This window comes from Paenibacillus thalictri (assembly GCF_004307995.1).
GTDB classification, from domain to species: domain Bacteria; phylum Bacillota; class Bacilli; order Paenibacillales; family NBRC-103111; genus Paenibacillus_AF; species Paenibacillus_AF thalictri.
In genome coordinates this window covers 369,511-387,695 of sequence record NZ_SIRE01000002.1, presented here as the reverse complement: position 1 = coordinate 387,695, position 18,185 = coordinate 369,511, and the positions used below count along the sequence as shown (strand labels likewise).

13 protein-coding genes are annotated in these 18,185 nt (G+C 52.4%); 4 read left to right on the top strand and 9 right to left on the bottom strand.

Annotation, left to right across the window (positions count from 1 at the left end):
* Position 1 precedes the first annotated feature (1 nt).
* The 3 genes from EYB31_RS01950 to EYB31_RS01940 all read left to right on the top strand — a co-directional run bounded on the left by EYB31_RS01950 (position 2) and on the right by EYB31_RS01940 (position 2,364).
* On the top strand, positions 2 to 127 hold the full coding sequence (locus EYB31_RS01950) for a cytochrome c oxidase subunit 2A (protein WP_131011565.1): 126 nt from the start codon (positions 2 to 4) through the stop codon (positions 125 to 127).
* 93 nt (positions 128 to 220) lie between these two features.
* Entirely contained in the window at positions 221 to 691 is a 471-nt protein-coding gene (locus EYB31_RS01945) for a cytochrome c oxidase subunit II (RefSeq protein ID WP_131011669.1), read from the top strand.
* 23 nt (positions 692 to 714) lie between these two features.
* Complete coding sequence (locus EYB31_RS01940) at positions 715 to 2,364, top strand: b(o/a)3-type cytochrome-c oxidase subunit 1 (RefSeq protein WP_131011564.1); 1,650 nt, start codon at positions 715 to 717, stop codon at positions 2,362 to 2,364.
* 146 nt (positions 2,365 to 2,510) lie between these two features.
* Here EYB31_RS01940 and EYB31_RS01935 read toward each other — a convergent pair whose 3' ends face one another.
* The 6 genes from EYB31_RS01935 to EYB31_RS01910 all read right to left on the bottom strand — a co-directional run bounded on the left by EYB31_RS01935 (position 2,511) and on the right by EYB31_RS01910 (position 10,045).
* Positions 2,511 to 3,737 carry an epoxide hydrolase family protein gene (locus EYB31_RS01935; RefSeq protein ID WP_131011563.1) on the bottom strand — a complete coding sequence of 409 codons (1,227 nt, stop codon included), beginning with the start codon at positions 3,735 to 3,737 and terminating at the stop codon, positions 2,511 to 2,513.
* A gap of 99 nt (positions 3,738 to 3,836) precedes the next feature.
* Entirely contained in the window at positions 3,837 to 4,283 is a 447-nt protein-coding gene (locus EYB31_RS01930) for a MarR family winged helix-turn-helix transcriptional regulator (RefSeq protein WP_131011562.1), read from the bottom strand.
* A 360-nt stretch (positions 4,284 to 4,643) separates the two neighbouring features.
* Positions 4,644 to 5,666 carry an ABC transporter substrate-binding protein gene (locus EYB31_RS01925; protein ID WP_131011561.1) on the bottom strand — a complete coding sequence of 341 codons (1,023 nt, stop codon included), beginning with the start codon at positions 5,664 to 5,666 and terminating at the stop codon, positions 4,644 to 4,646.
* A 149-nt stretch (positions 5,667 to 5,815) separates the two neighbouring features.
* Complete coding sequence (locus tag EYB31_RS01920) at positions 5,816 to 6,886, bottom strand: ABC transporter ATP-binding protein (RefSeq protein WP_131011560.1); 1,071 nt, start codon at positions 6,884 to 6,886, stop codon at positions 5,816 to 5,818.
* Between the two features lie 134 nt (positions 6,887 to 7,020).
* Positions 7,021 to 8,700, bottom strand: coding sequence for an ABC transporter permease (locus EYB31_RS01915; RefSeq protein WP_206105420.1), 1,680 nt, complete (start codon positions 8,698 to 8,700; stop codon positions 7,021 to 7,023).
* Between the two features lie 226 nt (positions 8,701 to 8,926).
* On the bottom strand, positions 8,927 to 10,045 hold the full coding sequence (locus EYB31_RS01910) for an ABC transporter substrate-binding protein (protein ID WP_131011559.1): 1,119 nt from the start codon (positions 10,043 to 10,045) through the stop codon (positions 8,927 to 8,929).
* A gap of 237 nt (positions 10,046 to 10,282) precedes the next feature.
* On the opposite strand from EYB31_RS01910, the gene EYB31_RS01905 reads away from it, so the two are divergent.
* Complete coding sequence (locus EYB31_RS01905) at positions 10,283 to 14,389, top strand: beta strand repeat-containing protein (RefSeq protein ID WP_131011558.1); 4,107 nt, start codon at positions 10,283 to 10,285, stop codon at positions 14,387 to 14,389.
* Between the two features lie 121 nt (positions 14,390 to 14,510).
* Here the strand turns inward: EYB31_RS01905 and EYB31_RS01900 are convergent, their stop codons facing one another.
* Genes EYB31_RS01900 through EYB31_RS01890 form a run of 3 tightly spaced genes read right to left on the bottom strand, consistent with a single transcriptional unit; the run spans position 14,511 to position 18,176 of the window.
* Entirely contained in the window at positions 14,511 to 15,782 is a 1,272-nt protein-coding gene (locus tag EYB31_RS01900; protein ID WP_131011557.1) for a PTS ascorbate transporter subunit IIC, read from the bottom strand.
* Between the two features lie 12 nt (positions 15,783 to 15,794).
* Positions 15,795 to 16,097 carry a PTS sugar transporter subunit IIB gene (locus tag EYB31_RS01895; protein WP_131011556.1) on the bottom strand — a complete coding sequence of 101 codons (303 nt, stop codon included), beginning with the start codon at positions 16,095 to 16,097 and terminating at the stop codon, positions 15,795 to 15,797.
* Complete coding sequence (locus EYB31_RS01890) at positions 16,098 to 18,176, bottom strand: BglG family transcription antiterminator (RefSeq protein ID WP_131011555.1); 2,079 nt, start codon at positions 18,174 to 18,176, stop codon at positions 16,098 to 16,100. It abuts the gene before it with no gap.
* Positions 18,177 to 18,185: the final 9 nt, after the last annotated feature.

Genomic DNA, 18,185 nt, shown 5'->3' with positions numbered 1-18,185 from the left:
TATGAAAAATGAGCATGGCCAGAAGGAAACGGCATTAAACGGAACCTTGGTATCCGTCATGCTGCTTGGCGCGTTTATTGTCCTGACCTGGCTTGGTGTCTATTTCCTTTATTTGCACAGGGGTTGACGCAGCAGGGAGAAAGCAGCAACACGATGACAAATGACAGCGATGAAGATGGCATCGAAACCATACTATGAACGGGAAAGCAGGTACATCCATATGCACATTCACCGGTATGAAAAAATTTGGCTGATTTTCGGGATAGCGATGCTCGTCGTATTTCTAGCCGTGCTGGGCATCGGCACTTTTGCCCGGGGAGCCGAGCCGCCGGGAGGACACCGTCACGCGGTCGATCCGGAAACGGTCGACCAATCGGCGCCGTTTAACGACCCCGGCCTTAAGAAAATCGGCGATAACGAATATGAAGCTACCATGTTGGCTTTCGCTTTTGGGTATTCGCCGGAGAAGATGGAGATTCCGGTTGGCGCAACGGTACATTTTAACATTACAAGCAAGGATGTCGTACACGGCTTCCAAATTCCCGGAACCAACGTCAATATGATGGTTGTGCCCGGCGAGATCAATCATCTGACCTACAAATTTACCAAAGCCGGAGAGTTTCTGGTATTGTGCAACGAGTATTGCGGCGTGGCGCATGAGATGATGCAAACGCGCATCATCGTGAAATAGCGGGAGAGAAGGGGAATCAAGTGATGGAGACGGATGCAAAAGGCTTTGACCGCCGCGATTCGGCGCTCATTTTGGCACATATCTTGTTTGCGTTTTTTGCGCTTTTTCTGGGAGGGGTAGCCGGGCTGCTGCAGGGGCTTGTGCGCGGAGGACAAATTACGCTTCCCGCCGGCATCGGTTATTACCAGCTGTTGACCGCCCACGGGGTGCTGATGGCGCTGGTGTTTACGACATACTTTATTATCGGCTTCCTTTATTCCGGCGTGGCCAAATCGCTTGGCGGACAGCTGCTGCCCGTGGCCCGATCGCTCGGCTGGATCGGTTATGCGCTGATGACGGTTGGCGTTGCCGTCGGTACGGTGATGATTTTGCTGAACAAAGCTACGGTGCTGTACACGTTCTACGCGCCGATGATGGCTTCGCCTTGGTATTATATTGCGCTGGCGCTGGTCGTCGTAGGAAGCTGGATGAGCGGAATCGGCATGTTCATTCAACTGCGCTACTGGAAAAAAACAAATGGCGCCAAATTATCCCCGTTGTTCGCTTTCATGTCCGTCGCCACCATGCTGCTGTGGCTGATCGCCACGTTGGGCGTTGCCGTGGAAGTGCTGTTCCAACTGATTCCGTGGTCGTTTGGCTGGGTGGAGACGATTAATGTTGAGCTGAGCCGCACCTTGTTCTGGTATTTCGGCCATCCGCTCGTATACTTCTGGCTGCTGCCTGCCTATATCTGCTGGTACATTGTCATTCCTAAGATCATCGGTGCCAAAGTGTTCAGCGATGCGCTTGCCCGCTTGTCGTTTATTATGTTCCTGCTGTTCTCGATACCGGTAGGCTTTCACCATCAACTGACCGAACCCGGCATTTCCCCGACATGGAAGTACATCCAAGTGGTGCTGACGTTTATGGTGGTCATTCCGTCCCTGATGACGGCGTTCTCGCTGTTTGCCACATTTGAAACGCACGGCCGCTCGCTTGGAGCCAAAGGTTTGTTCGGCTGGCTGAAAAAGCTGCCTTGGAAGGATGTCCGCTTTTTCGCACCGTTTATGGGCATGCTGATTTTTATACCGGCCGGCGCAGGCGGTATCGTCAACGCTTCGAATCAGATGAACGTGGTCATTCATAACACGTTGTGGGTCACAGGCCACTTTCATTTAACGGTGGCGACCAGCGTAGCGCTGACCTTCTTTGGCATCACGTATTGGCTTATTCCCGCCATTACCGGACGTGTGCTTACGCCGCTGATGCATAAAATGGGTATCGCGCAAACAATCACGTGGCTTGTCGGCATGTTTTTTATGTCGGGTTCGATGCATACGGTTGGTTTGCTCGGATCGCCGCGCCGCACGGCTTATACGACCTATCAGGATCATCCTGATGCGATTTTGTGGATGCCGTATCATGTCGTGATGGCGATCGGCGGCACGATTTTGTTCATCGGCGTTATTATGATGATTGTCAATATCGTCATGCTGCTCCGTGCGCCAAAAGGTTACACCGAATACCCGCTTGGTGAAGTAAGCCAATATGCGGAGACGACACCGGCGATTTTCGAACGCTGGGGAGTATGGATTAGCGTAGTGGTGGTGCTGATTCTAATTGCTTATACCGTTCCGGTTACCGACATGATTAGCGGCTCGGGTGTCGGTTCAAAAGGTTTCGTCACCTGGTAAGCAAGCGGATCATTCCATGATAAAAGAGGCGTCTGTCCGAACGGAGACAGACGTCTTTTGCTGTGTTGGGCGGATGCCGTCAAACATAGAGCCTCCGCAAGGAGGCTCGGTGAACGCCATGTGTTTAATGCTGAACGGTTAACTCGTTATCTCCGTCCCCGGAAGGTGCGGCGCAAATCGTCCACCCACTTGTCCGGAATTTCCCACGGGATGAAATGTCCGCCTTCATCATGGGCTGCGATGTTCACATGGTTGTACCATGGGGCGCGGTCGCTCTCGAGGAAATGCTGCACACGGTTGCCGGTTGTGATCCCCGGGGGATTTTCATAACCGACAAAGGTGATGCCGGTTGGCGCCTCAATGACAGGCGAGCGATGATGAGCGGGAGTCCACGGATAGCGATTGGCATTGGCATAAATGCGCATTGACGTTTCGATTGCGTTGTTTACCCAATAGATGGTTGCGTGTGTAAGCAGGTCGTCTTTGGAAAAGACATTTTCGATGTTGCCTTTATTGTCGCTCCATTTGACCCATCGCTCCAAAATCCATGCCAGCATTCCCGCCGGTGAGTCGCTTAATCCATACGCAAGTGTGCCGGGATCCAGAACGTGCACGGCCAGATGCGAAGCAAAACGCCGGTCCACCTCCAAAATCTGCAAACGGATGTTAGCGGGAATGTTGTCGGGAAGAGGCCGGCCGCCGGCAAAGTCCCAGGCGCGTTCTCCGCTAAAAAAGCTTAGTTTTAGGGCGGATCCGATATGAATGGCGTAAAGCTCGCCGCTGTATTTATGTCCGAGCTGGCCGGTCACAAGAGCGCCGACATCGCATCCCGCCGCCGCGTATTTCGCATAACCGAGCACATCGGTCATAAGTGTATGCCAGAGATCGGCGATTTTCCAAAAGTTCATGTCCGGGTTGTTTGGCAGCGGCGTGGAAAAGCCGAAGCCCGGAAGCGAAGGCACGATGACGTCGAAGGCTTCAGCCGGATCGCCGCCGAATGCTCCAGGGTCCGCCAGCGGATCGATAACCTTGGACCAGTGCCAGAATGTCCAAGGCCAGCCATGGGAAAGGATTAAAGGCACCGGATTGGGCCCAACGCCCGGTTTACGCATAAAATGCACAGGAACTCCGTCAACCTCGACTTGGTAGTGTTCGTAAGCGTTGATCGCTTTTTCGGATTTCCGCCAATCAAACTCGTTAGCCCAATAATCGACAAGCCCCTCAAGATAGCTCCGATTCACACCGTAAAACCAATCGTCGTTGCCGGCATCAAGAGGCCATCTAGTAGACCGAAGACGATGCCGAAGATCGGCAAGCAGCTCCTCCGATACAAAAATCGGACTTGGTTGAAGCGCAAAATCGGATGGTTTCATCCATGTTCCCTCCATTCACGAATGATAAGATTTCCTTCGTATTCGGTTTATTTGCGCAGCGCTTGTATTTGCGCAAAATGACCGAACCATGACCGAATCTTACGCATCGCCTCCCAATTCGGCCAACCGTCTTAATGCGGGGATTGCAGACACGATTGCCTGTTTTTCCTTCGGAGTCAGACCTTTAATAAATGTTGTGATATGCGCAATACGTTCCAAACGGCGGGAATCAATTATATTTGCTCCCCGCGGGGTAATATGTACTTGAACGACTCGGCCGTCATTCGGATCCGAGCGGCGCTCGACAAGTCCATCCTTTTCCAGCCGGGTGACCAATTGCGTGATTGCCGACTGCGTTACCTGTTCGTTGGCTGTCAGTTCAGTAAGCCGCATCGGGCTTTTGCGAGACAAGGTGTGCAGTACGGAAAGCGTGGTAAAGCTTAATTTCTCAATGGAAGGCAGCCGGATGAAAATCCTCGTTAAATCTTCAAATACCATAGCGAAATCGGCGACGTTGAGTTCAATCAAATCTTTGTTAGGTTCCATGGTGAAAAGTATATCACTAATTTATATAAGTTACTAATATAAATTAGAATGATCGGGCTGGCGGTTGCATTTAAGCGGAGGAGGAAGTTGCAGCTTTCGTATATAATAGCTCCTTTTGAGCGACTTTAAACACCCAAAGGGGATAACCACGGAGAAGCCGGATGCCCGACCGTACACGGGGAGATGCAAAATTCCCCACACGTGCGAATCACAGGCGCGCGTTGCGCTGCGCGGCGGTCGGTCGAACCCCAAAGAGGCCTATGCATCCAGCATAGACCTGCTCTATAGATTCGTTTTGACTGGTATTCGCACCGCTAATTCTAGGGAATTTTCCCGGGGGCACTGCTGAGACGAGCGGTTTTATTTTTCGCTTTGCACTTCGTTCACCCAGCGGTTGATGAGACGCTGCCGGTTTTGGCCGGACCAGTCGTGCCGGTAAGGGATGACGTTTAAATTTTTCAGCGGAAACGCCTCTTCCGGGGATATCGCTTCGCGATTGGTCAGCAGCTGATAATTTCCCACCTGCTTGCCGAGCTCCTGCGCGTGTCTTGTCAGCGCCCAATCAACGAAGGTTTGCGCCTCCGGCAAGTTAGGACCGTTATGAATCACGGCGACAGCGCCGATTTCGTAGCCGGTTCCTTCGCTTGGGAAGTTGATCATAATGTTGCGGAAGCCCTCTTTGTAAAATTTGACCGCGTCGTGCGAAAACATGATCGATGTGCCGATTTCGCCCATGCCAACGCTTCTTCCGGGAATGCTTCCCGCGGTTGTGTAGGAGCGGATTTGTTTGTGAAGTTTTTTTAAATAGTCAAAAGCTTTCTCCTCCCCCCACAGCTGCACCAGCGTGGCGAGTACTGTATAAGCCGTGCCCGATGAACGGGGATCGGCCATCGACAGCATGCCTTTATATTTCGGATTCAGCAAATCCTCCCACGATTGCGGCGGGGTGAGGCCGACCTCTTGAAGCCAAGCTTTGTTGGACACAAGCGCGATGGAACCGACATAAATGCCGGTCCAATAACCGTCCGGATCTTTGTATATATTGTCGATCATCGAGGCATTTCTGGAAATGTACGGATGCAGCAAACCTTCCGACTGCGCTTGCACAAACGTGTCGGCCGGGCCTCCGAACCAGACGCTGGCTTTCGGCATGTCTTTTTCCGCACGGATTCTGGCGAGTATTTCGCCGCTGGACATGCGCACGTAAGATACCTTGATGCCCGTTTCTTTCTGAAATGCTTCGATCGCTTTGATCGCATGGTCCTCGTACAATCCGGCATACACCGTTAATGTGCCTTTGCGGTCCGCTCCGCAAGCCGTTGCCAGCAGCAGCACAAGCACCAGCATGATTGCGGCAAACCACGCAGATCGGCTGCGTTTCATCGTGCGGATCGCCCCCTTTAAGTGTGATAACGAAGCATGATGCTAAAATGACCGGATTATAGGCGGCAAAAACGTTCGGAAAATCCGAACGTTAGTTGGCAGGCCGACACTTGCTGCGGTGCTTTTGCAGCATATCATATATGACTTTTTCAGATCACATGTATGGCGTCTTTCGGAAACTGCAGCGAAACAAACTCCCCGGCTTGAAACACCTTTTGGCCTTTGGGATGGCTGATGCTGATCTGCAGAACGTGATCTTCATATTCTACTTCATATTCCTGTGTTTGTCCCATAAACACACTTTTGGTGACAAGGGCCGGTTTGGCGCCGCCTCGTTCAAGTACAACCGACTCGGGGCGGACCACGATGGACACTTGATCGCCGATGCGGTACGTATTGGCGGTTTCCGCCTGGATGCTGCCGATTTTGGTTTGCATGATGACGGTTGTACCGCTGATGTCAGTAACCCGGCCTTCAATAAAATTGGCGGTGCCGATAAAATCGGCGACAAACTTGGTGCTTGGCGTATGGTAAATTTCCTGCGGCGTGCCGATCTGCTCGATTTTTCCTTTGTTCATGACGATGATCCGGTCGCTCATACTCATCGCTTCGCTTTGGTCATGGGTAACGTAAACCGCCGTAATGCCGATCTGCTGCTGAATGCGGCGGATTTCGTCGCGCATCGTCAGGCGCAGCTTCGCATCCAAATTGGACAACGGCTCGTCGAACAGCAGCACGCCCGGTTCCATCACCAGCGCGCGGGCCAAGGCGACGCGCTGCTGCTGCCCGCCGGACAGCTGCGATGGCATCCGGTCCTTGTAGTCGGTCAAATTCATGATGGACAACACGGAGCTCACTTTTTCTGCGATCACCGGTTTGGCGAGCTTTTGAATTTTCAGTCCGTAGGCGATGTTGTCCGTCACGCTCAAGTGCGGGAAAAGGGCATACGACTGGAATACCATCGTGCAGTCCCGTTTGTTGGGCGGGATGTGGTTGACTTTCTCGTCGCCGAACCATATGTCTCCGGATGTGATGTCTTCAAAGCCGGCGATCATACGCAGCGTTGTCGTTTTGCCGCAGCCGGAAGGACCCAGCAGCGTGACGAATTCGCCTGCGGCGATATTCAGATCAACGCCCGATACGGCTAAGTTTTTTTCATTTTTTTGCTCATTGTCGTAAGCTTTGGATACCGCGCGCAGCGTAACCGATTTTGCACTCATGGGGGACCTCCTAAGAGTTTTCCGGAGGAAAACTCGCGTCGTAAGGATAAGCTAAGAGTTTTCCGTAAGGAAAACTCGCGTCGTAAGGATAAGCTAAGAGTTTTCCGAAGGAAAACTCGCATCGTAACACTCTATTATGAAAGGGACGTGTATTCCTTGGAACCGCCGAAAATCTTGACCAGGAAATTAAGCAGCAGCAGCGCCACGCTCATAATCACGATCAGAATCGTGCAATAAGCGCTGGCTGCGCCGATTTTGCCGATCTCGACTTGGGCGAGGATTGAAGCGGTCAGCAGGTTGTGCTTGGCGGATATGAGGAAAATGACCGCACTCATCGCCGTCATGCTTTTCACAAAGCTGTAGACAAGCCCGCTGAAAAACGCCGGTTTAATGAGCGGCAGCACAACGCTGAAAAATGTTTTCGTCTGGCTTGCGCCCAGATTGGTCGCCGCTTCCTCAATCGAAGGGTCGATTTGCTGCAGGGAGGCGATCCCCGAGCGAATGCCTACCGGGATGGCCCGGATAATAAACGCGGCCAATATAATGATCGCCGTTCCGGTCAGCGCCAGCGGCGCCGTATTAAAGCTCAGCACGTACGCGATGCCCAGCACGGTGCCGGGGATGGCGATCGAAATCATGCTGATGGCCTCCAGCGCTTTTTTGCCGAAAAATTGCTTGCGGACGATCAGGAAAGCGATAATCATGCCAAGCAGTCCGGCCAGCGGCGTGGCGATCAGCGCCAGTTCGGTCGTATCCTTCAGCGGTTTCTGGCCAAGCGAGAACACGTAGATGTAATGATCCAGCGTAAAGCTGTTGTTAATGCCCCACAGCTTGATAAACGAACCGATCGGCACCAGGATGTAAAAGGCGATAACTACGATGGAAAGAATAAAGCAGACGGCGAACGTCGCGTATTTGAACCAGCCGCTGTCGATCATCCGGCGTCCGTTAACCGGCTTGCCGGTGACGGTGACATAGCTTTTTTTGCCGACCCAAAATTTTTGCAGCGCGTACACGATAAACGTGATGGACAACAGCAGCATCGCCAGCGCCGAACCGGCCTGCATGTCGTAGCTGCCGACGGCTTGCATGTACACTTCGCGCGCCACCGTCGTATAGTTGCCGCCAATGGTCATCGGATTGCCGAAGTCGGCAAGTGATTGCACGAACACGAGCAAAAAAGCGTTGGCAATGCCGGGAACGGTGAGCGGCAAGGTGACATTCAGAAACGTCTTCAGTTTGCCTGCCCCCATATTGAGGCTGGCTTCTTCCAGCGCCGGGCTGATCGAACGAAGCAAACCGGCGAGAACGAGAAAAGCGATCGGGAAAAAGGTGAGCGTCTGCACAAGCACAAGCCCGTTTAAACCGTAAATGTTGGCGTTGGTCATGCCAAGCAGATGTTTGGACACGAAACCTTGCTTGCCGAACAGCAAAATTGCCGAAAGCGCGATCACAAACGGAGGAGAGATGATCGGTAAAATGGCGATGCTGTTAAACAGCTTTTTCAGCGGCACATTAACATAAGCAAACGTGTAAGCAAATACATAAGCGATTACGGTTGACAAGGAAGAGACGATAAACGCGAGCAGCAGCGAGTTTTTTAGCGGAGTAAACAACTGCTGGCCGGATAAAATCCGGATATAAGCTTCGATGGAAAATTGCGCTTCGCGGTTCAGAAAACTTGCTTTTAATATTTGCAGCATCGGGTAGACGACAAATAGCACCAGGAAAATCGTCACCAGCGCAATGCACAGCAGCAGCACCGGGTCGCGGGCGAGCTTTTTCATTTCGCTTGCTGTTTTGGAGAAGTTCACTTGAGTTGGAACTCCTTTCTATGGCGGATAGGCGGGAGCGCGCCTTGCCCTCGTTTGAGGTTGTCCGGCGGGCGGGACAAAGCCAGGCCTTCTTTCGAACATCTCGCACAGCTCTCAGCGAGAGAGAGGTTGGCGTGTGATGGCTGTCATCCTCAAGCAGACTCCTGCATCTCCTGCGTGGCATCCCCCGTCGCAACGCAAGGCGCGTCTCCCAACAAAAAACAAATTATTTTTTGACTTCCTTATTCCATTTGTCGAGCAGACGCTGGCGTTCCTTGCCGGCTTCGACGATGTCGTATTTGATCGTATTGATTTCCGCCAGCTTGATCGCTTTGGCCGGATTTTTGGCTTCCGGGTTGGTCAAGCTTTGGAAGCTGCCGACCGTTTGGCCGAGCTCCTGTGCGCTAACTCCAAGCGCCCAGTCGACGAATTTCTGCGCTTGCGCTTTGTTTTTGGCGTTTTTCACGATGCCTACCGCGCCGGTTTCGTAACCTGTGCCGTCCTTCGGAATCGTCATCTCGATTGTGTTGAAGCCTTCTTCCTGGTATTTGATGATGTCGTGAGCGAACAAAATGCCGATGCCGGCTTCGCCCATGCCGACCATCCGGCCCGGAGCCGCGCCGCTTGTGGTGTACTGCTGCACCTGCGGATGAAGTTTCTTCAAGTAATCGAAACCTTTGTCTTCGCTGCCCAGCACCTTCAGCACGCTGTAAATCATCGTATAAGCCGTGCCGGAGGAACCCGGGTTTGCCATGACGATTTGCCCTTTAAACGCCGGGTTCAGCAAATCCTCCCATTTTTCCGGAGCTTTCACATTGTTTTTCTTCAGAAAATCCTTATTGGAGGCAAAACCGATCGCGCCGGCGTAAATGCCCGACCAGTAGCCGTCCGGGTCCTTGTATTTGGCGTCGATTTTCGCCGCTACCGGCGATTTGTAGGCTTCGAGCAGATTTTCCTGCATGCCGGCCACAAACGTATCCGCCGGCCCGCCGTACCAGACGTCGGCTTTCGGGTTGTCTTTCTCCGCACGGACCTTAGCCAAAATCTCGCCGGCCGACATGCGCACCATTTCCGTTTCAATCCCGGTATCTTTGGTGAACTGCTTCATGGCGGCAATCGCGTGGTCCTCCTGGAAGCCGACGTAGACGCTGACCTTGCCCGTTACTTTCTCCGCAGGTTTGTCCGCGGGTTTGTCAGCCGGTTTATCGGCCGGTTTGGCCGCCGGAGCCGGTGTGGAGCTGGCTGCCGGCGTACTGCCGGAGCCGGAATTTGTGGAGCTGCCGCATGCGGCAAGCACGGAGGATGCAAGCATCGTGACAAGTGCAATACTGAACCATTTTTTCATGTTTAACTTTAACCCCTTCCTTGAAATGGACGATATTTGAGTGGTGCGATTGCTTTATCATCATAATGGATGCGCTTACAATATGGATAGTCCAACTAATTGCCGTTTGTCGCGGCAAAAAAATAGAGCCTCCGTAAGGAGGCCGGGCAAATCACCTATTTTAGAATTTGTGAAACTAGTTCCAAGCTATTTGAATATACTGCCGTCAAAAAGTTATTAAGGGAAGGAGCACTATTTTTGGATGTTATTGTGGATATATCTAACCCTTCATCTGACCCGGTTAATGGCGTTAACGTTACCGGCAATGTAGTCACATTAAGCAATCCGCTTGTTATTTATCGAGTAATCGGGACGACTAACACGTATAAATTGGTTCTTGCAGGCGCTGTAAACGTTATATTGGATCAAGTCTCCATTACAACTTCAACCGCCAATGCACCGATTTCAGTAAGCAGCAGTGATGTACTCATGCGGCTTGTCGGTGACAGCAGATTGGAAAGTACAGGAGGCAGCGCCACTTTGGGTAAGGCAGGATTAGAAATACTGCAGGGCGCCAGCCTTACCCTTGAAGAAGACACCGATACGCCAGGCGGTACTTTGACGGCAATTGGCGGATTCGGTTCTTCGGGGATTGGCAGCAGTATAAATTCAAAAGGCGGTAATTTAACCATTACAAGCGGCGTAATCACGGCAATCGGGTATACGACAACCGTAGCCGCCCGTTTCAGCGGCGCCGGCATAGGAGCAGGCGCGTCTACCTTGGCTGCGGGTTCTTCTTTCGGGACGATTGTCATCGATGGAGGCATTGTCAATGCCACCGGAGGAAACGTTGCCAGCAATGGCGGCGCGGGGATTGGTTCGGGTCATGCCAGTGTGGGGTCCTCCGTTGTGACCGGCATTGTCATTAATGGTGGAAAAGTTACGGCCAAAGGCGGCGATTTCACCACAAATTTTAGCGGCGCAGGCATCGGTTCTGCTTGTGCGGGCGCAAATGCCGTCTCCAGAGTAGAGAGCATTACGATTGGCGGAGCGGACACCGAAGTGACAGCAACCGGCGGTTCTGCAAGCGGCGCAACTGGCAGCAGCAGCGGCTCCGGTATCGGATCGTCCTGGCCTACGGCGGCAAACGGCGAGTCCAGCGTTGGCGATATCACCATTGATGCCGGGGTTATTATAGCTACCGGCGGAACTGTCGTGAACTTTACAGGAAGCGGCATAGGCGCTGCAGGAACAAGGTTTGCAGCGATTTCTTCCGTCGGCAATATACTCATTAGCTCAGGTACGATTACGGCAATCGGGGGCAACAGCATCACTTCCGTGGATTCTAACGGCGGCTCCGGTATCGGCTCGGGTTTTGCCAACGGCGGAGGTACATCGTCAGCCGGCTCTATTACTATTTTGGGCGGAGACATTACGGCTGCGGCTTCACCTTTGCGACAAGGAGGCGCAGGCATTGGCGCGGGTTCGGCTCAAGGCGCAGACTCCACATCCATGGTGCAGGACATCACCATTTCCAATGCCAACGTCATTGCGACAGGCAGTGCCAATGGCGCGGGGATTGGGACGGGCGGGGTCGTTAGGCTTGCAACCTCGAATGTGCTCGTCAAAACCGGTGTGATCTCCATTACCAATGGAACCACTGTAGCTGTAGGTTTAGCCAATTCGCCAGGCATCGGTCCGGGTACGGCCGCCGCTAACAGCACTTGCACGGTCGCAAGTATCTTGATTTCAGGCGGAACGGTAGAGGCGAGAGGTTCGACCAATACATTCAACACGCCGGGAGGCGCCGGGATTGGTACAGGGTATGGAGTCGGCGGAACCTCCAGTGTCGGCAACATTGAAATTACCGATGGCGCTGTGATTACGGAAGCATCCAGCGGGTTTAGCGGTGCGGGCATTGGCACGGGCGGGGCGACAAATCAGGGAGAGGCAAGAGGGATAGCAATTGTAGATAAAATTATTATCCAACAATCGCATATTATTCTAGCATCGAGCGGCGGTGATCCGGTCAACGATTCGGGTGTCGGCATTGGCGCGGCTTATGCATTGCGAGGGGCGATATCCAGAGTAAATGCATTGGAAATCACAGATTCCACGCTGGATCGTGTTTTCGGAAGCTTAAACAGCGCTGCAATTGGTTCGGGAAGAGCGGATTTTGACCAGAGCCAATCATCAGTTGGTTCTATCACGATTTCCAACTCCACTTTTGGCGATGTTGTTGGAGGCAACTTCGGAGCTGGTATTGGTACGGGGAATGGCATGGAAGGCAATGTGGCTTCTATGATAGGCACATTTCAAGGGGCAGACCTCGTGAACGATTGGAAAAATTGGTCGCTAGGAGATATTACGATAACCAACTCTACTTTTAATTCGATAGCCGCCTTCCCCTTTTTGGATACGCAAGCGAGCATAATAGGGGGTACAGGGATCGGTTCCGGTGCGACAGCCGCCAGAAGTGTCGTCTCTACGACCAACGGTATTTCCAAGATAGGAAATATTTTGTTGGACGGTGTTATGGTTTCCAGCATTACGGGGGGAAGGGGGGCTCCCGGCATCGGTGCGGGATATTCAACCAACGGAGGCGAAAGTCACGTTAATTCCATCGTTTTGCGAAATTCAACCATCGAAGCCGTCAAGGGAGGCATGTTTAAGAACGGCGATGTATTTGAGTTTGATAAAGGGCCGGGTATAGGAACAGGGTATGCCAATGATTTTCGCATAGCTGAGTCTCCTGTACAATATGATTTCGGCGGCACATCAACTATAGATTCGATTCGTATTGAGAACACCCAAATTGGCGGAGCATTTGGAGGAAATGAAGCTCCGGGGATCGGCGCGAGTTTTACCGAAAACAAAGATCCGGCTAATGCCGGTTTGATCGAAAATAAATCTCATATTCAGTCCATTCATATTGTAAGCAACAGCGTGGTGACAGCTTATGCCGGGATTGATGCCAACGGCATTGGCATATCGGAAGTTGCTTATTCCAGAAGAACACCAGCGGACGCTGCAGATCGCTCGATAAAAGGGTCTTCCAATGTGGATACACTGGAAATCGATAACACAACCCATGTGGTTGCTTATGCCATCAATTTTACCGGGATCTGGACCGGTTTACCTAATTCCGTCTTTTTTGATGCCTCTCCTCCGATTAGCGGCACCTTTGTGGACAATACCTTCAACCAGCGTGATCAGCTATGGACCGGATTAATCAATGATGATGTGACCATGACGGAAAACCAATGGCTTGCATCAGGAGGAATCGTAAATACCGGGAATGCCCCGGCCAACATCATAAACGCAACCTTTTATAAGGGCAGGGTAACAGACGGAATAAACGGGATTAACCGGATTGACACATCAGAGGAACTTGTCGTTACTTCTCAAGGTGCAACTGACGGTGTGGACGTTTCCATCCCGCCATTATATAAATACGTTGCTTTTACAGGCGAAGATTCGAGTTACTTCTTAATACTCAACGGAGGAACTTATCAGAATAAGAAATTGGTTGACCGGCATACTACCTTGAATTTTAGCTCTGAACCGACTGCATTGGCAAATATCATTAGCGAAACGGTGTTAAGGCTTAAGGTGCTGCAATTTCAGCTTTTTGTGACTTATTTTGCAAATACCCAATCCGTAAACAGAGCCGCGTTAACTTCAGGTTCGGTACCCGTAGATCATAATGTCTATATAAATGACAATTATGTCATGGTGCAGAATAACCCGAACAACATGGTGTTGCAAGATTTTAATTTCTTTGGATGGTCGCTCAACGACAATGGAACGGGGACAGGGGAAAAATACCAATATGTCGCCGATCCTCCAAGCGAACGAAAAACTGTCATAACGGGCAACGATGGATTGGGCATTCAATCCGATCAGAACTTATACGCCATTTGGAACAAGAAAGAGCCGCCGATACCACCTCAGCCGCCAACGCCGCCACAGCCGCCGTCACCGCCGCAGCCGCCTCCCATCGTAATCATAGATGTAAACCCGCCGATAATTCCGCCTGGGGGAGAAACGGTAGTGACCATCACCGTGCAAAATATCGCTAACATTCCAATCGAGAAAAACTTGCTCATTCATTTACCGAGAGGTTTTAAACATCTGCCGCAATCGCTTATTGTTCGAAACAGACCGTTGCTGATGAGAATTTTAAATGGCGCCGATATCAATCTGGGAATCAATATGCCCGGGGAGATCGACATCGTTCGCTTTCGGCTGGTTGCGCCCCTGATCAGTTTCTTGGAACAACATATGATTCGATCGATTCTTCACACCAAACTCGGTAATGTAACGACAACGGCCCATATTACCATAGAGGAACATGAGGAATAGCGCAAGCAATGAAAGCACCCTGATTTCAGGACCGTTCCATTAAGGAGTCTGTCCAATGGACTTTATTTTGCAGCCGGGACCGCCTCCCGGCTTATTTTTGCCGCTCATCAATCAGTGATTTTCAGCCATGAAACGCCAGCTTCAGCAGCCAATGGACAATAACGCCGATCACGGAAAAATCGCTGTCCGCAAACGTCGCCCGGATAAAACCAAGGCCCGATAGCAGCGGGATGAGAAAGATCGGCAGCAGCGTGACCAGAAAGCCGTGGCACAACGAAGCGACGATCAGCCCCCGCCGCCTGCCCAGCTTGTAAGCGATCACGCCGGCGGCGCCGCCGGAGAAGAAATGCGGGATGACGCCGGGAATGATCACGGTATATTGATACGAGTAGAGCAGCGCCATCGCCAGCAGTCCTCCGGCAAAGCTGAGCAGGAAACCGGCCACCGCGGACAGCGGCGAATACGTGAACAAGACGGGGCAGTCGATCGCCGGTATGGCGTTTGGCACCACCTTTTCGGCAATGCCGTGGAAAGCGGGGATGATCTCCGAAAGCATCATCCGTACGCCTGCCAAGATGATAAACACGCCTGCGGCAAACCAGATGGCCTGCATTGCCGATACGACCAAATAATGCCGTCCGGAGAACATTTCGCCAAAACCTTTGGCGGAGACGAAAAATCCGGACACCAGAAACAAAATAAACGTAAACACGCTGATTACGATCATATGGTCCTGAAAAAACATCTGCACTTTCTTCAGCTTGTCCGACGTTTCCCGTTCTTCCTTGGAGCGGACCAGCCGCGCGATCCAGCCGGCAATCAGGTAACCGGCGCTGTTGAAATGGCCGACGGCAAAATCGTTGCTTCCGATCACTTTGCGCACATGCGGCTGAATGACGGCCGGACCAAAGGACATGCTCAGCGCCAAAAAAATACCGCCGAACAAATACGTCTGCCAGGCCGCCAGAGGCATGGCGACAAGCAGCCCGGCCAGCATGGAGGCCATAAACAACATGTGATGGCCGGTCAGAAAAATATATTTGAACCGCGTAAACCGGGCAATGCCCAAATGCAGCACCATGCCGATCAGCATGATGACGGCAATTTCTTGGCCGTAATTGATTTGCGCCAAAGCGACAATTGTTTCATTGTGCGGAATGATGCCGATGATTTGAAACCCGCTTTGGATGATCGTCGATAAATTGGACAGCGAGGTGCCTGCCGCCGACGCCCCGATCTGCAGCAGAACGTATCCCAGCATTGTCTTGATCGTCCCGTTCATCATTCGCTGGAACGGCGCCCGCTGCAGCAGCAGCCCGAAAAACGCGATAAAACCGAGCAGCAGAGCGGGTTCGCCGAGCAAGCCTTTATTGATGAGCTGCGTAAAATTCATAATTGGTTTCCCTCAATCCGAAGTACCCGAAATTTGTTTCAAGTACGCTTTGCTTTGCATAAATTGCTGTTTCAGATGATTTCTGTCGGTAATGCTGTCCAGCGGAATTTTCTCGACATCAAGTTCGGAGCCAAACGATTCGACAATCTGCTTGGCCCCGATAATGACATCCGCATCGTGATAATACATCGAGGAAGCGTCGATGTGCATCATGTCGGCTTGGATGCCCAGTTCTTTCAGCAGCGCCTGCATATTAAGCCGGATCATTAAGCTTGTACCGAGTCCGCTGGTACATACGACGACGATTTTTAACATTTACGCTTCCTCCTTTGCGGCAATCCGGTTCCAAATGTCTTCGGCGCTGGACGCAGTCTGTACAGCTTCCATAAACGCGGCGTCGTTGATTGCATCCAGCAGCGTGGACATGGCCGGCAGATGCTGCTTTTTGTCCGCGGCGGCCAGCGTAATGATCAGCCAGACCGGCTGCCGGGCGGGTCCAAAGGCAATCGGACGCCGGAACGCAACAAGGCTGAAGCCTGTTTTCCACACGCCATCCTGAGGAGCCGCATGGGGAAAAGCAATTCCGTCGTGAATGATGAAATGATGCTTTTGACCGCGAATCATGTCCACCAGCTTTTCCTCATATTGCAGCCCGGTCAGACCGCGGTCGCGCAGCAGCCGATTGCCAATCCGGACCGCCGTTTCCCAATCCGTATCCTCTTGCTGGAGCAGGATGGACTGCGGCGGGAGCAGGCCGGACAGCTTGTTCTCCTCCGTAGCGGCGGCGGATCCCTGGAACAACGCCAATAGCTGCTGCACCAGCATATTGCGGTTATGAATAGTGGCGCTGCGCTCAATAATTTTCATAATTTCGCTAACCGTTTGAACCGTTTCGGCTTCGAGCTGCCGGTCGGCGGGAGCGACCCCGAAATAAGCGGAGAGCCGATCCTGGTCGTTTTTCGGCAGCAGAGGAGATACTTTAAACCAGGGAACAGGCAGCGGAAACGCAATGTCGATGGTCGAGAGCACGGCGTCGGCATCGGAGGAAGTAATCGCTTTCAGTTCTTTATACGAAAATTTACCGGCGATGTTGACATGCGGAAACAACGTTTCCATCCGTTTTTGCAAAATCGCCGAGGTGCCGAGGCCAGAGCTGCATACAAGCGCCACTTTCTTTTTGCTGATCTTCAACGTCTGGCTCAAGCCGCTGCAAATATGCAGCACGATATAACCGATTTCCGCCCGGTCGAAGCGGATGCCAAGAGGCTCCGTCAACTCTTCGGCAACTTGTGTCATGATGTCGACAAGCGAGCCGTACTCCTCTTCCAGCTGTTCCAGCAGCGGATTTTGCGTCTGCAGCCCAAATTTGGCCCGGTATACCGCAGGTTTCAGATGGATGGCAAGCCCTTGAATCACCTGCTCGGTCAGCTGAAGAGGATGACCAAGCTTCATCTCGGCGCGGATTACGATCTGTTTGGCGAGCTCTTCGTATTCCGAATGCTGCCCGGAGCCGGCGTGGGCTTTTTGCGCGCCGAGGATATGCTGAGTAATGTAGCCGATCTCCTGCTGCGGCACCTCTACATGGAAATAAGCGCTCAGCCCCGGAACGATATGCTGGACAACGGCGCCGTATTCCTCGGTTGCCGCCAATTCTTCCAGCAGTTCGTTGTCCATGCAAATCGCATGGCGGTGCTTCAGCCGCTCCATCGCCATCAGCAGGTGAAGAATCAGCGCGGAATATCCCGCATCGGAAAATTCGAACCCGAGCTTGTGCTCCAATTTCCGCGCTAAATCAAACAAATAATGGGCATCTTCCGTTTTGAACCACGTGTTCCAATACGCCATGGGTCCGTTTCGCGAGTCGTCCAGCATGAATTGAAGAAATTTCTCGTCGGATATGTCTTCCCGCAGCAGTTCCAGGTACGCGATTCGTTTGGCGGTTTCCGCTCCCGTTACCTGCAATTTTCCGCGGTCCCGTTCCAGCTTCAGGCCGCGATCTGCAAACCAGATTCTCATGTCGGACAAATCCTGCAGCAGTGTGTTCTTGCTAATGCCAAATTGCTCGCCAAGCTCGTTTGCCAGCAATTCCGGCGCTTCGAGCAGCTGCTTCAGCAGCAAGCGGATGCGGCTTTTGGCATCCACGAATTCGGGCCGTTTGGCAAGCAAGCCGGCCAGCTTCGCCGACTGCTCGCGATCCGCATCAAGGCTCACGCCGAGCCGGCGGTCACGCTGCAAAGCGATGCCATGTTTCCGCAGCCAATCTTCGATCAGCAGCAGGTCGCCGCGCGCCGTTCTTACCGAAATCTGGTGCAGCTGGGCAAACGTTTCGGCGGTCACGTGCCGGAAATTTTCCATAAGCTCGGCGAGCATTTTCTGTTGACGGCTTGTCAGCATCGCAGCCGA

Coding starts and splice junctions, on each gene's coding strand:
- EYB31_RS01950 (WP_131011565.1), top strand. CDS start 2: ATGAAAAATGAGCATGGCCAGAAGGAAACGGCATTAAACGGAACCTTG.
- EYB31_RS01945 (WP_131011669.1), top strand. CDS start 221: ATGCACATTCACCGGTATGAAAAAATTTGGCTGATTTTCGGGATAGCG.
- EYB31_RS01940 (WP_131011564.1), top strand. CDS start 715: ATGGAGACGGATGCAAAAGGCTTTGACCGCCGCGATTCGGCGCTCATT.
- EYB31_RS01935 (WP_131011563.1), bottom strand. CDS start 3,737: ATGAAACCATCCGATTTTGCGCTTCAACCAAGTCCGATTTTTGTATCG.
- EYB31_RS01930 (WP_131011562.1), bottom strand. CDS start 4,283: ATGGAACCTAACAAAGATTTGATTGAACTCAACGTCGCCGATTTCGCT.
- EYB31_RS01925 (WP_131011561.1), bottom strand. CDS start 5,666: ATGAAACGCAGCCGATCTGCGTGGTTTGCCGCAATCATGCTGGTGCTT.
- EYB31_RS01920 (WP_131011560.1), bottom strand. CDS start 6,886: ATGAGTGCAAAATCGGTTACGCTGCGCGCGGTATCCAAAGCTTACGAC.
- EYB31_RS01910 (WP_131011559.1), bottom strand. CDS start 10,045: ATGAAAAAATGGTTCAGTATTGCACTTGTCACGATGCTTGCATCCTCC.
- EYB31_RS01900 (WP_131011557.1), bottom strand. CDS start 15,782: ATGAATTTTACGCAGCTCATCAATAAAGGCTTGCTCGGCGAACCCGCT.
- EYB31_RS01895 (WP_131011556.1), bottom strand. CDS start 16,097: ATGTTAAAAATCGTCGTCGTATGTACCAGCGGACTCGGTACAAGCTTA.
- EYB31_RS01890 (WP_131011555.1), bottom strand. CDS start 18,176: ATGCTGACAAGCCGTCAACAGAAAATGCTCGCCGAGCTTATGGAAAAT.